The sequence below is a fragment of the Agrobacterium sp. NPDC058088 genome (genome assembly GCF_042885035.1).
Classification (GTDB): Bacteria; Pseudomonadota; Alphaproteobacteria; order Rhizobiales; family Rhizobiaceae; genus Agrobacterium.
Window position 1 is genome coordinate 609,291 of record NZ_JBHVSU010000001.1, and the last position, 18,210, is coordinate 627,500.

The window sequence follows — 18,210 nt, forward strand, 5'->3', positions numbered from 1 at the left end:
GCCGGTTTCCCGGGCGGGTATTGGTCGGCTCGGGACACTTTCGCCGCATTGTGCGGTTAAATCCGTATTTAAAGCTCTGGACGGTGACCCGGGAAGAAGCCGGTCCAGATGCAAACAGGGGCAGCAGCTAGCCTCTCAAGGAGACAAGGCATGAACCAAGAGGTCATGAATCTTTTCAATCCTCAGGTGCCTGCGCAGCATTTCGATTCCATCCGGATTTCGATCGCTTCGCCGGAAAAAATCCTGTCGTGGTCCTACGGCGAGATCAAGAAGCCGGAAACCATCAACTACCGTACGTTCAAGCCTGAGCGTGACGGTCTTTTCTGCGCGCGTATCTTCGGACCGATCAAGGACTATGAGTGCCTGTGCGGCAAGTACAAGCGCATGAAGTACAAGGGCATCATCTGCGAAAAGTGCGGCGTCGAAGTCACGCTGTCGCGCGTTCGCCGTGAGCGCATGGGCCATATCGAGCTCGCAGCGCCGGTTGCCCACATCTGGTTCCTGAAGTCGCTTCCTTCGCGTATCTCGACCCTGCTCGACATGACGCTGAAGGATGTCGAGCGCGTTCTCTATTTCGAGAACTACATCGTCACCGAGCCTGGCCTCACTTCTCTCAAGCAGAACCAGCTTCTGTCTGAAGAAGAGTACATGATCGCCGTTGACGAGTTCGGCGAAGATCAGTTCACCGCCATGATCGGCGCTGAAGCCATCTACGAGATGCTGGCTTCGATGAACCTCGAAAAGATCGCCGGCGACCTGCGTGCCGAACTTGCTGAGACCACGTCCGATCTCAAGCAGAAGAAGCTGATGAAGCGCCTGAAGATCGTCGAGAACTTCATGGAATCCGGCAACCGCCCGGAATGGATGATCATGAAGGTCGTTCCCGTGATCCCGCCGGACCTGCGTCCGCTGGTTCCGCTGGATGGCGGTCGTTTTGCGACGTCCGACCTCAACGATCTCTATCGCCGCGTTATCAACCGTAACAACCGTCTGAAGCGTCTGATCGAGCTTCGTGCGCCTGGCATCATCATCCGCAACGAAAAGCGTATGTTGCAGGAATCCGTCGATGCGCTGTTCGATAACGGCCGTCGCGGCCGCGTCATCACGGGCGCCAACAAACGTCCGTTGAAGTCGCTCTCCGATATGCTCAAGGGCAAGCAGGGCCGCTTCCGCCAGAACCTTCTCGGCAAGCGCGTCGACTATTCCGGTCGTTCGGTTATCGTGACCGGTCCGGAGCTCAAGCTGCACCAGTGCGGCCTGCCGAAGAAGATGGCGCTCGAACTGTTCAAGCCGTTCATCTACGCCCGTCTTGACGCCAAGGGTTATTCCTCGACCGTCAAGCAGGCCAAGAAGCTGGTTGAAAAGGAAAAGCCTGAAGTTTGGGATATCCTCGACGAGGTCATCCGCGAACATCCGGTTCTGCTGAACCGCGCACCGACGCTGCACCGTCTGGGTATCCAGGCTTTCGAACCCATGCTGGTCGAAGGCAAGGCCATCCAGCTGCATCCGCTCGTCTGCACGGCCTTCAACGCCGACTTCGACGGTGACCAGATGGCTGTTCACGTTCCGCTTTCGCTGGAAGCCCAGCTGGAAGCGCGCGTGTTGATGATGTCGACCAACAACATCCTGCATCCGGCAAACGGCCACCCGATCATCGTTCCTTCGCAGGACATGGTTCTCGGCCTGTATTACCTGTCGATCATGAACCAGAACGAGCCGGGCGAAGGCATGGCCTTCTCCGACATCGGTGAGCTACATCACGCGCTTGAAAACAAGGTCGTGACGCTGCATGCCAAGATCCGTGGCCGCTTCAAGACCGTGGATGCCGATGGCAAGCCGGTTTCGAAGATCCATGAGACGACCCCTGGCCGTATGCTGATTGGCGAACTTCTGCCGAAGAACGTCAACGTGCCTTTCGACGTCTGCAACCAGGAAATGACCAAGAAGAACATCTCCAAGATGATCGACACGGTCTACCGTCACTGCGGCCAGAAAGACACGGTCATCTTCTGCGACCGCATCATGCAGCTCGGCTTCAGCCACGCCTGCCGCGCCGGCATTTCGTTCGGCAAGGACGACATGGTCATTCCGGACAGCAAGGTGAAGATCGTCGGCGACACCGAAGCCTTGGTGAAGGAATACGAACAGCAGTATAATGATGGTCTCATCACCCAGGGCGAAAAGTACAACAAGGTTGTCGACGCCTGGGGCAAGGCAACCGAGAAGGTCGCCGAAGAAATGATGGCACGCATCAAGGCTGTCGAGTTCGATCCGGAAACGGGCCGTCAGAAGCCGATGAACTCCATCTACATGATGTCCCACTCGGGTGCTCGTGGTTCTCCGAACCAGATGCGTCAGCTGGGCGGCATGCGCGGCCTGATGGCAAAGCCGTCGGGTGAAATCATCGAGACCCCGATCATCTCGAACTTCAAGGAAGGCCTGACCGTTAACGAGTACTTCAACTCGACGCACGGTGCCCGTAAGGGTCTTGCAGACACCGCCCTGAAGACCGCGAACTCGGGTTACCTGACCCGTCGTCTCGTTGACGTCGCGCAGGACTGCATCGTCAACTCCAGGGATTGCGGTACCGACAAGGGCCTCACCATGACCGCGATCGTCGATGCCGGTCAGGTCGTTGCCTCGCTCGGCGCACGTATTCTCGGCCGTACGGCTCTGGATGATATCGATCATCCGGTTTCCGGCGAGAACATCGTCAAGGCCGGTACGCTCATCGATGAAGCCGACGTGGCTGCCATCGAGAAGGCGGGCATCCAGTCCGTTCGCATCCGTTCGGCTCTGACCTGCGAAGTGCAGATCGGCGTCTGCGGCGTCTGCTACGGTCGTGACCTTGCACGCGGTACGCCTGTCAACATGGGCGAAGCCGTTGGCGTCATCGCCGCACAGTCGATCGGTGAACCGGGCACGCAGCTTACCATGCGTACCTTCCACCTTGGCGGTACGGCGAACGTGGTCGACCAGTCGTTCCTCGAAGCTTCGTACGAAGGCACGATCCAGATCAAGAACCGCAACATTCTGCGGAACTCCGAAGGCGTTCTTATCGCGATGGGCCGTAACATGGCCGTCACCATTCTCGATGAGCGCGGCCAGGAGCGGTCTTCGCAGCGCGTTGCATACGGTTCGAAGATCTTCGTGGACGATGGCGACAAGGTAAAGCGCGGTCAGCGTCTTGCAGAGTGGGACCCCTACACCCGTCCGATGATGACGGAAGTGGAAGGTACCGTTCACTTCGAAGACCTCGTCGACGGCCTCTCCGTTCTGGAAGCGACCGACGAATCCACCGGCATCACCAAGCGTCAGGTCATTGACTGGCGTTCGACACCGCGCGGTTCGGACCTCAAGCCTGCGATCGTCATCAAGGACGCGTCCGGCGCTGTTGCGAAGCTTGCCCGCGGTGGCGAAGCCCGCTTCCAGCTCTCGGTTGACGCCATCCTGTCGGTCGAGCCTGGTGCGAAGGTCTCCCAGGGTGACGTGCTTGCACGTTCGCCGCTGGAAAGCGCCAAGACGAAGGACATCACCGGTGGTCTGCCGCGCGTTGCGGAACTGTTCGAAGCCCGGCGTCCGAAGGACCACGCCATCATCGCAGAGATCGATGGTACGATCCGGCTGGGCCGCGACTACAAGAACAAGCGTCGCGTGATGATCGAGCCTGCGGAAGACGGCGTCGAGCCGGTCGAATACCTGATCCCGAAGGGCAAGCCCTTCCACCTTCAGGAAGGCGACTATATCGAAAAGGGTGAATACATCCTCGACGGTAACCCGGCACCGCATGACATTCTGGCGATCAAGGGCGTGGAGGCTCTGGCTTCCTACCTCGTGAACGAAATCCAGGAAGTCTATCGTCTGCAGGGCGTTGTGATCAACGACAAGCACATCGAGGTGATCGTTCGCCAGATGCTGCAGAAGGTTGAAATCACCGATGCTGGCGACAGCCAGTACATCGTGGGTGACAACGTTGATCGCATCGAGCTCGATGACAACAACGACCGCCTGATCGAAGAAGGCAAGAAGCCTGCCTATGGCGAGCCGGTTCTGCTCGGTATCACCAAGGCTTCGCTGCAGACGCCGTCCTTCATCTCGGCCGCATCCTTCCAGGAAACCACCAAGGTTCTCACGGAAGCTGCGATTGCCGGCAAGACGGACACGCTGCAGGGCCTCAAGGAAAACGTCATCGTCGGCCGTCTCATCCCGGCCGGTACTGGCGGCACCATGACGCAGATTCGCCGTATTGCCACCTCGCGCGACGACCTCATTCTCGAGGAACGCCGCAAGGGTACGGGCGCAGGCTCTGCGAACCAGATGCTGCAGGACATGACGGACCAGGTTCCGGCCGCCGAATAAGGCAAGGGCAGGGGCTTTGCGAAGCCCCTCCAGAGTTCAGTGAAAAACGCCCGGAGCAATCCGGGCGTTTTTTGTTTGAGCGGAATTTGGAAGGCTTCTTACTCTTTGCCAGTGAATCCGGATCTCCATCCACGGAAGGTGACTTAGCCCTGTCCGCGGATGTTGTAGCGAGTGAGAACGGAAAGCCGGCGAACGAGGTCGGTCTTGCCGGTGCTGCCGGTCTTTGCGTAGATCGACTTGGCGTTGCTGCGAACGGTTTCGTGGGAGACTTTCAGTTGCTTCGCCACCGCCGGGAGCGAAAGCCCCTTCATGATTTCCAACGCTACCCGCGCTTCGCCCTTAGTCAGATCGTAGAGACCCTTCAGTAACGTGTTTGCGTCGGCAATGGTGCCCGTCGGCTGCGATACGAGCGCGATTGCGTTGCCGTTGGGTGAAAAATCCAGCGCGCTCTTGCGCAACGGTATGAGGTGGAGAATGCAGGCGCCGTCTTCGTTGGCGGGGAGAGGGAAGGAGCCGGCGTCTTGCCCGGAGAGTGCCTTGTAGAGCAGCCGGTTCACTCTCTCATCGGCGATGGTGATTCTGTCGCGCGTGCGGGCGGAGAAGCATTTCTGTAATGACAGGAACAAATCGTTGGCCGAGAGAATGCGGCCGCTCGTCTGCAGCACTGCGGCCGGCGCGCCAATGGCGTTGAGACCAAGGGTCATCGCATCGGCCTTCTGTCGCTGCAACTGTGTTGCGAGCGTGAGGCTACGGGCGATATGCGGTCTCAGTCCGCCGAGTGCTGCCATGGTTTCAGGCGTGATGACGCCAGCGTCGAGCCTGCGTTCAAACAGCACTGTCATCTCCGGATGGCCGGGTGGAGCGACCTGTGTCGCCGCGCCGTGCCCGAGACCGCGGGGCATGAGAAAGTCACGAACGATCGGCAGTTCGGCCCATTCCTCATGATTGAAGACGTCCAAATCCCGCGCGAAGGAGAATTGGCCTTCCCGCGCGATGCGGCTGAGACGATCATTGCGGTGGTTCCAGCCGCCCGCGACGAAGTCCTTCATCAGTTCCTGAAAGCTCGGCGTGTAAAGCCAGACCTGGTCTTCTCCCTTGCCCCAGGTAATCGCGCCGGCCCAGAAATTGAGATGGCGGCAAACAGCTACCAGAACCTGTATCCAGCGGTCAGGAAAAAGCGCCGCTTCATAAATGTCATCGATAATGTCTGCCGACGATATAGTATCCAACCCGCCACCGAAAATTTGCGTCGGAACTACTCTAAGCTGATGTCGGCTAGATGTTCAATGTATAAAAAATTAATACTACTGTACTCAAAGTATATAATCTATAAGTGACTTAATATATTGATGAGTTTGCCGAAGGGGTCACGTACGAACAGGCGGCGTACACCCCACGCCTCGACTGCGGGGCCGTATTCGATCGGGAGCTCGGCCGTCAGGATTCGAGCGTGGACCTCGTCGAAGTTGTCGACCTCGATGGAGAGGTCCGGCACATCCGTGCCGGAGCCGCCTTCGCGTGCAAAACTCACCTGAACCCGCGCTTCGAGCGGGCTGGCATGGGTGACGATCCAGCCGTGATCCATGGCGACGGGCATGCCGAGAATGTCACCGTAGAACGCCTGAGCCCGCGCGGGGTCTGGTGTTGCTATATTGGCGACGACACGTCTGACCGCCATGGTTTGAACCTCAGGCGAAGCGGATGATGGCGACTTCGCCTTCAAGCGCGCCCTGATAGGCGGAGGCGTGAGGCTCTTCATCCGGGATCTCGGTCAGCATGCCGATCTGGTCGAGATCGGCTTCGATGAAGCCTTCCTCGGAAAGCGCGTTCAGCGTTTCGCGCACGGCGGTATCGTCGTCCGGCGCCCTGAGGATGACGTGAATGTCGATACCCTCGGAGTTGTCGGTTTCGTAAGCCTTGCCGATGACGATGAAGACCATCGGCTCGTCGCGTCCGTTGTCGTTGTCGGGGAGGGTGGTCATGACGCGTTCCTTGATCTTTCGTTGCTGTCATGCGGGCCGATGGAATCGGTCCTGCGGGTGGCGAGACCGATCCGGCCCGCCCTGAGGGAATCAATAGACGGATTTTGTGAAAAGCCAAAGCGCGGAGGTCAAAATCGCTGCCTTCTGCGCAGACTTATGTTAAAGCGCGTTGGAAATGGCCCGGGCGCGGGCTTTGCGGCTAGGGGTGGCGGCGCAAAATGTGGATTCACCCTTGACGAAAGCTGGCTAAAACAGTAGTACGCCCGCCATCGGAGCCTCTGTGGGTGCTGGCCGTTCGGTAAGCTTTTTCCCGAACATCATCTCAAACGGGTCTCCATTGCACGTAGAAGACACGAATGTTGCACGCAAGACGCCTCATCCGGTGTCCTCTGCTCTTGGTGGTCCATCCGTGAAAACGGATCGGGCCACGTTTTGCGCATGAGGATATATGCGTGCATCGTCGCCGGCAACGGCATAGCCGCCACCCGTGAGGGTGGCTAAAGTAGTTTTTGCAAGGGATGGTTATATGCCTACCGTAAACCAGCTGATCCGCAAGCCTCGCCAGGCACAGGTAAAGCGCAACAAGGTTCCTGCTCTTCAGGAAAACCCGCAGAAGCGTGGTGTTTGCACCCGCGTTTACACGACGACCCCGAAGAAGCCGAACTCGGCTCTCCGTAAGGTTGCCAAGATCCGCCTCACCAACGGCTTCGAAGTCATTGGCTACATTCCGGGCGAAGGTCACAACCTTCAGGAACACTCCGTAGTTATGATCCGCGGCGGCCGCGTAAAGGACTTGCCGGGCGTTCGTTACCACATCATCCGCGGTGTTCTCGATACCCAGGGCGTCAAGAACCGCAAGCAGCGCCGCTCCAAGTACGGTGCGAAGCGTCCGAAGTAATTCGGGTTTAAACAAATTCCGGCGCTGCGCGAGGTTCTCCGCGTGGTAAAGCGTCAATAACATTGAGAGACAAAGAATATGTCCCGTCGCCATAGTGCAGAAAAGCGTGAGATCAACCCGGACCCGAAGTTCGGCGATCTGGTCGTCACCAAGTTCATGAATGCCATCATGCTTCATGGCAAGAAGTCGGTTGCAGAAAGCATCGTTTACGGCGCGTTCGACGTCGTTCAGGGCAAGACGAAGCAGGAGCCGCTCGGCGTGTTCCACTCCGCCCTCGACAACGTTGCTCCGCACGTTGAAGTGCGTTCGCGCCGCGTTGGTGGTGCAACCTACCAGGTCCCGGTCGACGTTCGTCCGGAGCGCCGCCAGGCTCTCGCCATCCGCTGGCTGATCACTGCTGCTCGCAAGCGCAACGAAACGACCATGGTCGATCGCCTTTCCGGCGAACTCATGGACGCTGCGAACAACCGTGGTTCCGCTGTCAAGAAGCGCGAAGACACGCACAAGATGGCCGACGCCAACCGCGCATTCTCGCATTACCGCTGGTAATCTTAAACGGTCGCATATCGAAAGGCAGTCCATTATGGCTCGCGAATATAAAATCGAAGACTACCGCAATTTCGGTATCATGGCGCATATCGACGCCGGCAAGACGACGACCACCGAGCGTATTCTTTATTACACCGGTAAGTCGCACAAGATCGGCGAAGTTCATGATGGCGCTGCCACGATGGACTGGATGGAACAGGAGCAGGAGCGTGGTATCACCATCACGTCTGCTGCGACCACGACCTTCTGGAAGGGTCGCGACGGCAAGATGCGCCGTTTCAACATCATCGACACCCCCGGCCACGTTGACTTCACCATTGAAGTCGAGCGTTCGCTGCGCGTTCTCGACGGCGCCATCGCGCTGCTCGACGCCAACGCCGGTGTTGAGCCGCAGACGGAAACCGTCTGGCGTCAGGCTGAGAAGTATCATGTTCCGCGCATGATCTTCTGCAACAAGATGGACAAGACCGGTGCTGACTTCTACCGCTCGGTAGAAATGATCAAGACCCGTCTCGGCGCCATTGCCGTTGTCATGCAGCTGCCGATCGGCGCTGAGACCGAGTTCAAGGGCGTTATCGACCTGATCGAGATGAACGCACTCATCTGGCGCGACGAATCGCTCGGCGCTCAGTGGGACGTCGTCGAGATCCCTGAGGACATGAAGGCCAAGGCTGACGAATATCGCGAAAAGCTGATCGAGACCGTTGTCGAGATCGACGAAGAAGCGATGGAAGACTACCTGAACGGCATCATGCCCGACAACGACAAGATCCGTGCGCTCGTTCGCCGCGGCACCATCGACGTGAAGTTCCACCCGATGTTCTGCGGTACCGCGTTCAAGAACAAGGGCGTTCAGCCGCTTCTCGACGCCGTCGTCGACTACCTGCCTTCTCCGCTGGATATCCCGGCGATCAAGGGTATCGACTTCAAGACCGAAGCCGAAATCGAGCGTCATGCCGATGACAGCGAGCCGCTTTCCATGCTCGCGTTCAAGATCATGAACGACCCCTTCGTCGGTTCGCTGACCTTCGCACGCATCTACTCGGGCAAGCTCGAAAAGGGTACGTCTGTCATCAACACGGTCAAGGACAAGCGCGAGCGCGTCGGCCGTATGCTGCAGATGCACTCCAACAGCCGTGAAGACATCGAAGAAGCCTTTGCCGGCGACATCGTTGCTCTGGCTGGCCTCAAGGAAACCACCACTGGCGATACGCTCTGCGATCCGCTGAAGCCGGTTATCCTTGAGCGTATGGAATTCCCCGAGCCGGTCATCCAGATCGCGATCGAGCCGAAGACCAAGGGCGACCAGGAAAAGATGGGCCTCGCGCTCAACCGTCTGGCTGCTGAAGATCCTTCGTTCCGCGTCAAGACCGACGAAGAGTCCGGTCAGACGATCATCGCGGGCATGGGCGAACTTCACCTCGACATTCTCGTTGACCGTATGCGTCGCGAGTTCAAGGTTGAAGCCACCGTCGGCGCGCCGCAGGTTGCCTATCGCGAAACGATCACGCGTCAGCACGAAGAAGACTACACGCACAAGAAGCAGTCCGGTGGTACCGGTCAGTTCGCTCGCGTGAAGATCATCTTCGAACCGAACCCCGAAGGCGAAGACTTCAAGTTCGAGTCGAAGATCGTCGGTGGTGCTGTTCCGAAGGAATACATCCCGGGCGTTCAGAAGGGTATCGAAAGCGTTCTGTCTTCCGGTCCGCTCGCTGGCTTCCCGATGCTCGGCGTCAAGGCGACGCTGATCGACGGTGCATTCCACGATGTTGACTCGTCGGTTCTCGCCTTCGAAATCGCATCGCGTGCCTGCTTCCGTGAAGCAGCGAAGAAGGCTGGTGCACAGCTTCTCGAGCCGATGATGAAGGTCGAAGTCGTAACGCCGGAAGACTATGTCGGCGACGTTATCGGCGACCTGAACTCCCGTCGTGGTCAGATCCAGGGCCAGGAAAGCCGTGGTATCGCCGTCGTCATCAATGCACATGTTCCGCTCGCGAACATGTTCAAGTACGTCGACAACCTGCGCTCCATGTCGCAGGGTCGCGCTCAGTACTCGATGACGTTCGACCACTATTCGCCGGTTCCGTCGAACGTGGCGCAGGAAATCCAGGCTAAGTACTCCGGTCAGAAGTGATCGGGGTACGCCCCACCGAATTTTGAAGATTATTCCCGTCAAGGGACAAGAATGGAGAGCCACTAATGGCAAAGAGCAAGTTTGAGCGCAATAAGCCGCACGTCAACATTGGCACGATCGGTCACGTCGACCACGGCAAGACGTCGTTGACTGCTGCGATCACGAAGTATTTCGGCGAGTTCAAGGCGTATGACCAAATCGACGCCGCTCCTGAAGAGAAGGCTCGTGGTATCACGATTTCGACGGCCCACGTTGAGTATGAGACGCCGAACCGTCACTACGCTCACGTTGACTGCCCCGGCCACGCCGACTACGTGAAGAACATGATCACCGGTGCTGCCCAGATGGACGGCGCGATCCTGGTTTGCTCGGCTGCTGACGGCCCGATGCCGCAGACCCGCGAGCACATCCTGCTTGCCCGTCAGGTTGGCGTTCCGGCAATCGTCGTGTTCCTCAACAAGGTCGACCAGGTTGACGACGCCGAGCTTCTCGAGCTCGTCGAGCTCGAAGTTCGCGAACTTCTGTCGTCCTACGACTTCCCAGGCGACGATATCCCGATCATCAAGGGTTCGGCACTTGCTGCTCTTGAAGATTCCGACAAGAAGATCGGTGAAGACGCGATCCGCGAGCTGATGGCTGCTGTTGACGCCTACATCCCGACGCCTGAGCGTCCGATCGACCAGCCGTTCCTGATGCCGATCGAAGACGTGTTCTCGATCTCTGGCCGTGGTACGGTTGTGACGGGTCGCGTTGAGCGCGGTATCGTCAAGGTTGGTGAAGAAGTTGAAATCGTCGGCATCCGTCCGACTTCGAAGACGACTGTTACCGGCGTTGAAATGTTCCGCAAGCTGCTCGACCAGGGCCAGGCTGGCGACAACATCGGTGCACTCGTTCGCGGCGTTACCCGTGACGGCGTTGAGCGTGGTCAGATCCTGTGCAAGCCGGGTTCGGTCAAGCCGCACAAGAAGTTCATGGCAGAAGCCTACATCCTGACGAAGGAAGAAGGCGGCCGTCATACGCCGTTCTTCACGAACTACCGTCCGCAGTTCTACTTCCGCACGACGGACGTTACCGGTATCGTTTCCCTGCCGGAAGGCACGGAAATGGTTATGCCTGGCGACAACGTCACGGTTGCAGTTGAGCTGATCGTTCCGATCGCGATGGAAGAAAAGCTGCGCTTCGCTATCCGCGAAGGCGGCCGTACCGTCGGCGCCGGCATCGTGGCTTCGATCGTCGAGTAATTTCGACCGTTGAAATTCTGACTGGCGGCGGTGTGAACAACACCGCCGCCGGACTTTTCATAAAAAGCCTGGCGGCGTTGCATTTTTAGTGCTTGAAAAATTCGGTGAAAGCGCGTAAACGCGCACTCACAATCACCGCTGGATTCGCAAGCGATTGCGAAGCGCGGTGTTTTTAGCAATACAGACTACTGAAATGATTGGGGTGCGACGCGCATCTCCTCTCGATTTTTGAAAATCTGCGGCGCCACGATCAATAGAAGTTCATGTGTTTCCGCGTGCGGAAATGAATAACAAAGAACAAGGACAAGACGAATGAACGGCCAGAATATCCGTATCCGCCTCAAGGCGTTCGATCACCGGATCCTCGATGCCTCTACCCGTGAAATCGTGTCGACCGCAAAGCGCACCGGCGCCAGCGTTCGCGGCCCGGTTCCGCTCCCCACCCGCATCGAAAAGTTTACCGTCAACCGCTCTCCTCACGTTGATAAGAAGAGCCGTGAACAGTTCGAAATGCGGACGCACAAGCGTCTTCTCGATATCGTTGACCCCACCCCGCAGACTGTCGATGCTCTGATGAAGCTCGACCTCGCTGCTGGCGTTGACGTGGAAATCAAGCTCTAAGACCCGGCCCGATCCATCCAAGGTGAGGGCTGAAATAACAAGGAAGGTACGTGGAGCAATCCAACGACTTCCAAACCGGAGACCGGAAACATCGTGAGATGTCGAAGGGCACTCCTTAACAAAGGCCAGAGAGGGTTTTCCCTTCAAGGCTCGCAAGAGGATGAACCAATGCGTTCAGGTGTGATTGCACAGAAAGTGGGTATGACACGCGTCTATAACGACGCAGGTGAACATATCCCCGTAACAGTATTGCGACTGGATAACGTACAAGTCGTTGCCCAGCGCACGGAAGACAAGAATGGCTATACCGCAGTTCAGCTCGGTGCCGGCCAGTCCAAGGTCAAGAACACGACGAAGGCGCTTCGCGGTCACTTTGCCGCTGCCAATGTCGAACCGAAAGCCAAGCTCGTCGAGTTCCGGGTTTCCCCCGAGAACCTGATCGACATCGGTGCAACACTGACCGCAAATCATTTTCAGTCCGGCCAGCTGGTCGACGTCACTGGAACCACGATCGGTAAAGGTTTTGCCGGTGCTATGAAGCGTCACAACTTCGGTGGTGGCCGCGCTTCGCACGGTAACTCCGTATCGCATCGTGCACACGGTTCGACCGGTAACAACCAGGATCCGGGCCGCGTCTGGAAGGGCAAGCGCATGGCTGGTCATATGGGCCAGACGCGCGTTACGACCCAGAACCTCGAAGTCGTTTCGACCGATGAAGACCGTGGCCTCATCCTCGTGAAGGGTGCAGTTCCCGGCTCGAAGGGTTCCTGGATCATCGTCCGCGACGCCGTCAAGTCGGCTGCGAAGTAAGGGAGCCTTATCATGGAATTGAACGTCAAGACCCTCGAGGGAAAAGACGCCGGCAAGGTTTCTCTGTCGGATGAGATCTTCGGCCTCGACCCCCGCCAGGACATCCTGGCCCGCATGGTTCGCTGGCAGCTTGCAAAGAAGCAGCAGGGAACCCACAAGTCCAAGAACCGGTCGGAAGTTTCCCGCACCGGTGCGAAGATGTACAAGCAGAAGGGTACGGGCCGCGCTCGTCACCATTCGGCTCGCGCACCGCAGTTCCGCGGCGGCGGCAAGGCCCACGGCCCGGTCGTTCGCAGCCATGCACACGACCTTCCGAAGAAGGTTCGCGCGCTCGCTCTGCGTCACGCCCTGTCTGCAAAGCTGAAGGCTGAAGAACTGATCATCGTCGATCAGCTCGTTGCGTCCGAAGCAAAGACCAAGGCTCTGCTGGGCAGCTTCGCTTCGCTTGGCCTGACCAACGCTCTCGTTATCGGCGGCGCTGAACTTGATGGCAACTTCAAGCTCGCTGCTCAGAACATCCCGAACGTGGACGTTCTGCCGGTACAGGGCATCAATGTTTACGACATCCTGCGCCGTGGCAAGCTGGTGCTTTCCAAGGCTGCTGTAGAGGCTCTGGAGGAGCGGTTCAAATGACGGATCTTCGCCACTACGATGTGATCGTATCTCCTTCGATCACGGAAAAGTCGACGCTGGTATCCGAACAGAACCAGGTCGTATTCAACGTCGCCAAAAGCGCTTCCAAGCCTGAAATCAAGGCTGCCGTGGAAGCTCTCTTCGGCGTCAAAGTCACGGCTGTGAACACGCTTATCCGCAAGGGTAAGACCCGTCGTTTCCGTGGGTTCGCCGGTAAGCTTAAGGACGTCAAGAAAGCCGTCGTTACGCTCGCCGAAGGTCAATCCATCGACGTGTCCACCGGACTCTAAAGGTTAGGCCCAAGCGGGCAAAGACCCAAAAGGGAACAAGAATATGGCATTGAAAAGTTTCAATCCGACCACGCCGAGCCAGCGTCAGCTGGTTATCGTGGACCGCGCTTCGCTCTACAAGGGCAAGCCGGTAAAGGCTCTCACCCAGGGCCTCAGCTCCAAGGGTGGCCGTAACAACCAGGGCCGGATCACCGTCCGTTTCCAGGGTGGCGGTCACAAGCGGACCTACCGTCTGGTTGACTTCAAGCGTCGCAAGTTTGACGTTGAAGGCACCGTTGAACGTCTGGAATACGACCCCAACCGCACCGCGTTCATCGCGCTGGTTACGTATACCGACGGCGAACAGGCTTACATTCTCGCGCCACAGCGTCTCGCTGCTGGTGACAAGGTGATCGCCTCCGACAAGGCAGTGGACGTGAAGCCCGGCAATACCATGCCGCTTCAGTACATTCCGGTCGGTTCGATCATCCACAACGTCGAGATGAAGCCGGGCAAGGGCGGTCAGATCGCTCGCTCCGCCGGTACGTATGTCCAGCTCGTCGGCCGCGATGCCGGTATGGCCATCCTGCGTCTCAACTCGGGCGAACAGCGTCTGGTGCACGGCTCCTGCCTCGCATCGATCGGCGCTGTTTCGAACTCGGACCACGGCAACATCAACGACGGCAAGGCCGGTCGTTCTCGTTGGCGCGGCAAGCGTCCGCACGTTCGCGGCGTCGTCATGAACCCGGTCGACCACCCGCACGGTGGTGGTGAAGGTCGCACGTCGGGTGGTCGCCACCCGGTTACTCCGTGGGGCAAGCCCACGAAGGGCAAGCGCACCCGTTCGAACAAGTCGACCGACAAGTTCATCATGCGCTCGCGCCATCAGCGTAAGAAGTAAGAGAGGTAGTCACTCATGGCTCGTTCAGTATGGAAAGGTCCGTTTGTTGACGGCTATCTTCTCACCAAGGCTGAGAAGGTGCGCGAGAGCGGACGTAACGAAGTAATCAAGATCTGGAGCCGTCGCTCCACGATCCTGCCGCAGTTCGTCGGTCTGACGTTTGGCGTGTACAACGGCAGCAAGCATGTGCCCGTCTCGGTCAACGAAGACATGGTCGGACACAAGTTCGGTGAATTCTCTCCGACCCGTACCTATTACGGTCACGGCGCGGACAAGAAGGCAAAGAGGAAGTAATCATGGCGAAGGCTAAGACCGAACGCCGGCTGAAGGACAATGAGGCTCAGGCCATTGCCCGTACGCTCCGCGTCAGCCCCCAGAAACTGAACCTGGTTGCCGCTCTTATCCGTGGCAAGAAGGTTGATCGCGCTCTCGCCGAGCTCGAATTCTCCCGCAAGCGCATTGCAGGCACCGTCAAGAAGACGCTCGAATCTGCAATTGCCAATGCGGAAAACAACCATGACCTCGACGTCGACGCTCTCGTCGTCGCCGAGGCCTATGTTGGCAAGTCCATCACCATGAAGCGTTTCCACGCTCGTGGCCGTGGTCGTGCTTCCCGCATTGAAAAGCCGTTCGCTCACCTCACGATCGTTGTTCGTGAAGTTGAGGAAAAAGGGGAGGCCGCATAATGGGTCAGAAAATCAATCCGATCGGCTTCCGCCTCGGCATCAACCGTACCTGGGATAGCCGCTGGTACGCTGACACCGCAGAATACGGCAAGCTGCTGCATGAAGACCTCAAGATCCGGGCTTACCTGATCAAGGAACTCAAGCAGGCCGGTATCGCCAAGGTCGTCATCGAGCGTCCGCACAAGAAGTGCCGCGTCACGATCCACTCGGCTCGTCCGGGTCTGATCATCGGCAAGAAGGGTGCAGACATCGAGAAGCTTCGCAAGAAGCTTTCCGAGATGACCAACTCCGAAACGCACCTCAACATCGTTGAAGTGCGCAAGCCGGAAATCGACGCGACGCTGGTTGCCCAGTCGATCGCTCAGCAGCTCGAGCGCCGCGTGGCTTTCCGCCGTGCGATGAAGCGTGCTGTTCAGTCCGCAATGCGTCTTGGGGCCGAAGGCATCAAGATCACCTGCGGCGGCCGTCTCGGCGGTGCTGAAATCGCTCGTACCGAATGGTACCGCGAAGGTCGCGTTCCGCTGCACACGCTGCGTGCGGACATCGACTACGGCACGGCTGAAGCTGAAACCGCATTCGGCATCTGCGGCATCAAGGTCTGGATCTTCAAGGGCGAAATCCTTGAGCACGATCCGATGGCCTCTGAGCGTCGCGGTCTCGAAGGCGACGCACAGGGCCCTGCAAGCCGTGAGCGTGGCGATCGTGGCGATCGTCGTCGCGAAAACGCTTGATTGACGCTGGCGAAAGATAAGCTCGGAGAAGTAAGAAAATGTTGCAGCCAAAGCGTACTAAGTACCGTAAGCAGTTCAAGGGACGCATCAAGGGCGTCGCCAAGGGCGGCTTTGACCTGGCATTCGGTGAATTCGGCTTGAAGTCGCAGGAACCGAACCGCGTGAATGCACGCGAGATCGAAGCGGCCCGCCGCGCGATCACGCGTTACATGAAGCGCGCAGGTCGCGTGTGGATCCGCGTATTCCCCGACGTTCCGGTAACGGCAAAGCCGACCGAAGTTCGTATGGGTAAGGGCAAGGGTTCGGTCGATTACTGGGCATGCAAGGTCAAGCCCGGTCGTATGATGTTCGAGATCGACGGTGTGTCCGAGGAGATCGCCCGTGAGGCGCTTCGTCTCGGCGCTGCCAAGCTCTCGGTCAAGACGCGCTTCGTACAGCGCATCGCAGAGTAAGGAGCAAGGCACATGAAAGCCGATGAAGTTCGCGGCCTCAGCGCCGACCAGCTCAAGGACAAGCTCGCCGATCTGAAGAAGGAGCAGTTCAACCTGCGCTTCCAGAAGGCAACTGGTCAGCTGGAGAAGTCCTCGCGCATCAACGAAGTCCGCAAGGATATCGCCCGCGTTAAAACCATTGCCCGCCAGAAGGCGGCAGAAGCCAAGGCCTAAGGAAGAATAATATGCCGAAACGCATTCTGCAGGGCGTCGTTGTGTCCGACAAGAACGAGAAGACTGTCGTAGTTCGTGTTGAGCGTCGATTCGCTCACCCGCTGCTTCAGAAGACCGTTCGTCGTTCGAAGAAGTACAAGGCACACGACGAAAACAATCAGTATAAGGTCGGCGATGTCGTTTCCATCGAGGAATGCGCACCGATCTCCAAGGACAAGCGCTGGACGGTCGTTTCCGCCCAGGCTTAATTTCATCAGAATCGCGCCTTGTGTCTTGCACTTGGCGCGAATTCCTGTATGAAGCAGCGCAAGGACGCTCGTGACCCGAGCGTCTTTTGCTTTGATGCGCACGGAAGGTCCTTCGGGAAACCACCCTGTCACGATTTTTCCGCGCAAAAAAAGAGATATTCATAAGCTGGGGCAGGGGGCTCGCTCGGGAGAGTTTGCCCAACCGTTCCGGTAACAACAAGAAGGCGACCTGACATGATTCAGATGCAAACAAACCTCGACGTGGCGGATAATTCCGGCGCACGTCGTGTCATGTGCATCAAGGTGCTGGGCGGCTCGAAGCGCAAATATGCTTCTGTTGGCGACATTATTGTCGTTTCCATCAAGGAAGCTATTCCGCGCGGCCGCGTCAAGAAGGGCGACGTGATGAAGGCGGTTGTCGTGCGCACCGCCAAGGACATCCGCCGCGCTGACGGCAGCGTCATCCGTTTCGATAACAACGCAGCCGTTCTTATCGACAACAAGAAAGAGCCCATCGGCACCCGTATCTTCGGACCGGTTCCGCGCGAACTTCGCGCCAAGAACCACATGAAGATCATCTCGCTGGCTCCGGAAGTACTGTAAGGAGCGTATGCGATGCAGAAAATTCGTAAAGGCGACAAGGTTGTCGTATTGACCGGTAAGGACAAGGGCCGTACCGGCGAAGTAATCCAGGTTTTGCCGAAGGAAGATCGGGCCGTTGTGCGTGGCGTTAACATGGTGAAGCGTCACCAGCGCCAGACCCAGGCCCAGGAAGCCGGCATCATCAACAAGGAAGCATCCTTGCACATCTCCAACATCGCCATCGTCGACAGGGATGGCAAGCCGACCCGCGTTGGCTTCTCTGTTGTGGATGGCAAGAAGGTCCGCGTGGCCAAGCGTTCGGGAGAAGTGATCGATGGCTGATAAGTACGAGCCGCGTCTCAAGACGGAATACGTTTCCCGTATCCGTGGCGCCATGCAGGAGAAGTTCTCCTACGCAAACGTCATGATGATCCCGAAGCTTGAAAAGATCGTGATCAACATGGGCGTTGGCGAAGCGACTGCCGACTCCAAGAAGCCCACCATCGCTGCCGGTGATCTGGCTGCGATTGCCGGCCAGAAGCCGGTCGTTACCCGCGCTCGCAACTCGATCGCTGGTTTCAAGGTTCGCGAAGGCATGCCGATCGGTGCGAAGGTTACACTTCGTGGCGCCCGCATGTACGAATTCCTTGATCGTCTGGTCAACATCGCGCTGCCGCGCGTTCGCGACTTCCGGGGCCTGAACCCGAAGAGCTTTGACGGCCGTGGCAACTTCGCCATGGGCATCAAGGAACACATTGTGTTCCCTGAGATCAACTACGATAAGGTTGATCAGATGTGGGGCATGGACATCATCGTTTGCACGACGGCGACGTCGGACGACGAAGCTCGGGCTCTGCTGACAGAGTTCAACTTCCCGTTCCGTCACTAACCGTAACGACGA

The 18,210-nt window shown here is 58.0% G+C and carries 22 protein-coding genes; 19 read left to right on the forward strand and 3 right to left on the reverse strand.

Annotated features, from left to right (window positions below):
- Positions 1–150 precede the first annotated feature (150 nt).
- Positions 151–4,359: a DNA-directed RNA polymerase subunit beta' gene (gene rpoC / locus ACFVTJ_RS02955; RefSeq protein WP_386904498.1), complete on the forward strand. Its 4,209-nt coding sequence runs from the start codon at positions 151–153 to the stop codon at positions 4,357–4,359.
- Between the two features lie 143 nt (positions 4,360–4,502).
- On the opposite strand, the gene ACFVTJ_RS02960 is transcribed toward rpoC, so the two are convergent.
- The 3 genes from ACFVTJ_RS02960 to ACFVTJ_RS02970 form a co-directional block, all read right to left on the reverse strand.
- Positions 4,503–5,588, reverse strand: a complete 1,086-nt coding sequence (locus ACFVTJ_RS02960) for a helix-turn-helix transcriptional regulator (RefSeq protein WP_386904500.1) — start codon at positions 5,586–5,588, stop codon at positions 4,503–4,505.
- A gap of 98 nt (positions 5,589–5,686) precedes the next feature.
- Positions 5,687–6,037 (reverse strand): VOC family protein, encoded by a 351-nt coding sequence (locus tag ACFVTJ_RS02965; protein WP_386904502.1) that lies wholly within the window; start codon positions 6,035–6,037, stop codon positions 5,687–5,689.
- A gap of 10 nt (positions 6,038–6,047) precedes the next feature.
- The gene (locus ACFVTJ_RS02970) at positions 6,048–6,341 is read right to left on the reverse strand and encodes a transcriptional regulator (RefSeq protein ID WP_149744401.1); all 294 of its coding nucleotides are present in this window, start codon (positions 6,339–6,341) and stop codon (positions 6,048–6,050) included.
- Positions 6,342–6,867: 526 nt separating this feature from the next.
- Between ACFVTJ_RS02970 and rpsL the strand changes: the two genes are divergently transcribed.
- The 18 genes from rpsL (at position 6,868) to rplE (ending at position 18,198) form a co-directional block, all read left to right on the forward strand.
- Positions 6,868–7,239 carry a 30S ribosomal protein S12 gene (gene rpsL, locus ACFVTJ_RS02975; RefSeq protein ID WP_003507760.1) on the forward strand — a complete coding sequence of 124 codons (372 nt, stop codon included), beginning with the start codon at positions 6,868–6,870 and terminating at the stop codon, positions 7,237–7,239.
- A gap of 78 nt (positions 7,240–7,317) precedes the next feature.
- Positions 7,318–7,788, forward strand: coding sequence for a 30S ribosomal protein S7 (rpsG, locus tag ACFVTJ_RS02980; protein WP_003507761.1), 471 nt, complete (start codon positions 7,318–7,320; stop codon positions 7,786–7,788).
- A gap of 34 nt (positions 7,789–7,822) precedes the next feature.
- Positions 7,823–9,922 (forward strand): elongation factor G, encoded by a 2,100-nt coding sequence (gene fusA / locus ACFVTJ_RS02985; protein WP_149744402.1) that lies wholly within the window; start codon positions 7,823–7,825, stop codon positions 9,920–9,922.
- A 65-nt stretch (positions 9,923–9,987) separates the two neighbouring features.
- On the forward strand, positions 9,988–11,163 hold the full coding sequence (gene tuf / locus ACFVTJ_RS02990; RefSeq protein ID WP_386904489.1) for an elongation factor Tu: 1,176 nt from the start codon (positions 9,988–9,990) through the stop codon (positions 11,161–11,163).
- Between the two features lie 312 nt (positions 11,164–11,475).
- Positions 11,476–11,784 carry a 30S ribosomal protein S10 gene (rpsJ, locus tag ACFVTJ_RS02995; RefSeq protein ID WP_003507767.1) on the forward strand — a complete coding sequence of 103 codons (309 nt, stop codon included), beginning with the start codon at positions 11,476–11,478 and terminating at the stop codon, positions 11,782–11,784.
- A gap of 168 nt (positions 11,785–11,952) precedes the next feature.
- Positions 11,953–12,594 carry a 50S ribosomal protein L3 gene (gene rplC / locus ACFVTJ_RS03000; protein ID WP_003507769.1) on the forward strand — a complete coding sequence of 214 codons (642 nt, stop codon included), beginning with the start codon at positions 11,953–11,955 and terminating at the stop codon, positions 12,592–12,594.
- Positions 12,595–12,606: 12 nt separating this feature from the next.
- Entirely contained in the window at positions 12,607–13,227 is a 621-nt protein-coding gene (rplD, locus tag ACFVTJ_RS03005) for a 50S ribosomal protein L4 (protein ID WP_003495173.1), read from the forward strand.
- Positions 13,224–13,517 (forward strand): 50S ribosomal protein L23, encoded by a 294-nt coding sequence (locus ACFVTJ_RS03010; RefSeq protein WP_003495178.1) that lies wholly within the window; start codon positions 13,224–13,226, stop codon positions 13,515–13,517. The genes rplD and ACFVTJ_RS03010 overlap by 4 nt, the downstream gene beginning before the upstream one ends.
- 43 nt (positions 13,518–13,560) lie before the next feature.
- Complete coding sequence (gene rplB, locus ACFVTJ_RS03015; RefSeq protein WP_003507771.1) at positions 13,561–14,397, forward strand: 50S ribosomal protein L2; 837 nt, start codon at positions 13,561–13,563, stop codon at positions 14,395–14,397.
- A 15-nt stretch (positions 14,398–14,412) separates the two neighbouring features.
- Complete coding sequence (gene rpsS / locus ACFVTJ_RS03020; protein ID WP_003507772.1) at positions 14,413–14,691, forward strand: 30S ribosomal protein S19; 279 nt, start codon at positions 14,413–14,415, stop codon at positions 14,689–14,691.
- Positions 14,692–14,693: 2 nt separating this feature from the next.
- Positions 14,694–15,083 (forward strand): 50S ribosomal protein L22, encoded by a 390-nt coding sequence (gene rplV / locus ACFVTJ_RS03025; protein WP_006313972.1) that lies wholly within the window; start codon positions 14,694–14,696, stop codon positions 15,081–15,083.
- On the forward strand, positions 15,083–15,814 hold the full coding sequence (rpsC, locus tag ACFVTJ_RS03030; RefSeq protein ID WP_004442600.1) for a 30S ribosomal protein S3: 732 nt from the start codon (positions 15,083–15,085) through the stop codon (positions 15,812–15,814). The genes rplV and rpsC overlap by 1 nt, the downstream gene beginning before the upstream one ends.
- A 38-nt stretch (positions 15,815–15,852) precedes the next feature.
- The gene (gene rplP / locus ACFVTJ_RS03035; RefSeq protein ID WP_003495190.1) at positions 15,853–16,266 is read left to right on the forward strand and encodes a 50S ribosomal protein L16; all 414 of its coding nucleotides are present in this window, start codon (positions 15,853–15,855) and stop codon (positions 16,264–16,266) included.
- Positions 16,267–16,278: 12 nt separating this feature from the next.
- The gene (gene rpmC / locus ACFVTJ_RS03040) at positions 16,279–16,479 is read left to right on the forward strand and encodes a 50S ribosomal protein L29 (protein ID WP_003495193.1); all 201 of its coding nucleotides are present in this window, start codon (positions 16,279–16,281) and stop codon (positions 16,477–16,479) included.
- 11 nt (positions 16,480–16,490) lie between these two features.
- Positions 16,491–16,727 (forward strand): 30S ribosomal protein S17, encoded by a 237-nt coding sequence (gene rpsQ, locus ACFVTJ_RS03045; RefSeq protein ID WP_003495195.1) that lies wholly within the window; start codon positions 16,491–16,493, stop codon positions 16,725–16,727.
- Positions 16,728–16,961: 234 nt separating this feature from the next.
- Positions 16,962–17,330, forward strand: a complete 369-nt coding sequence (rplN, locus tag ACFVTJ_RS03050; RefSeq protein ID WP_003495199.1) for a 50S ribosomal protein L14 — start codon at positions 16,962–16,964, stop codon at positions 17,328–17,330.
- A gap of 12 nt (positions 17,331–17,342) precedes the next feature.
- Complete coding sequence (gene rplX / locus ACFVTJ_RS03055) at positions 17,343–17,651, forward strand: 50S ribosomal protein L24 (protein WP_386904522.1); 309 nt, start codon at positions 17,343–17,345, stop codon at positions 17,649–17,651.
- Positions 17,644–18,198, forward strand: coding sequence for a 50S ribosomal protein L5 (gene rplE, locus ACFVTJ_RS03060; protein ID WP_003495201.1), 555 nt, complete (start codon positions 17,644–17,646; stop codon positions 18,196–18,198). Before rplX ends, rplE begins: the two co-directional genes overlap by 8 nt.
- The last annotated feature ends 12 nt before the right edge of the window (positions 18,199–18,210 follow it).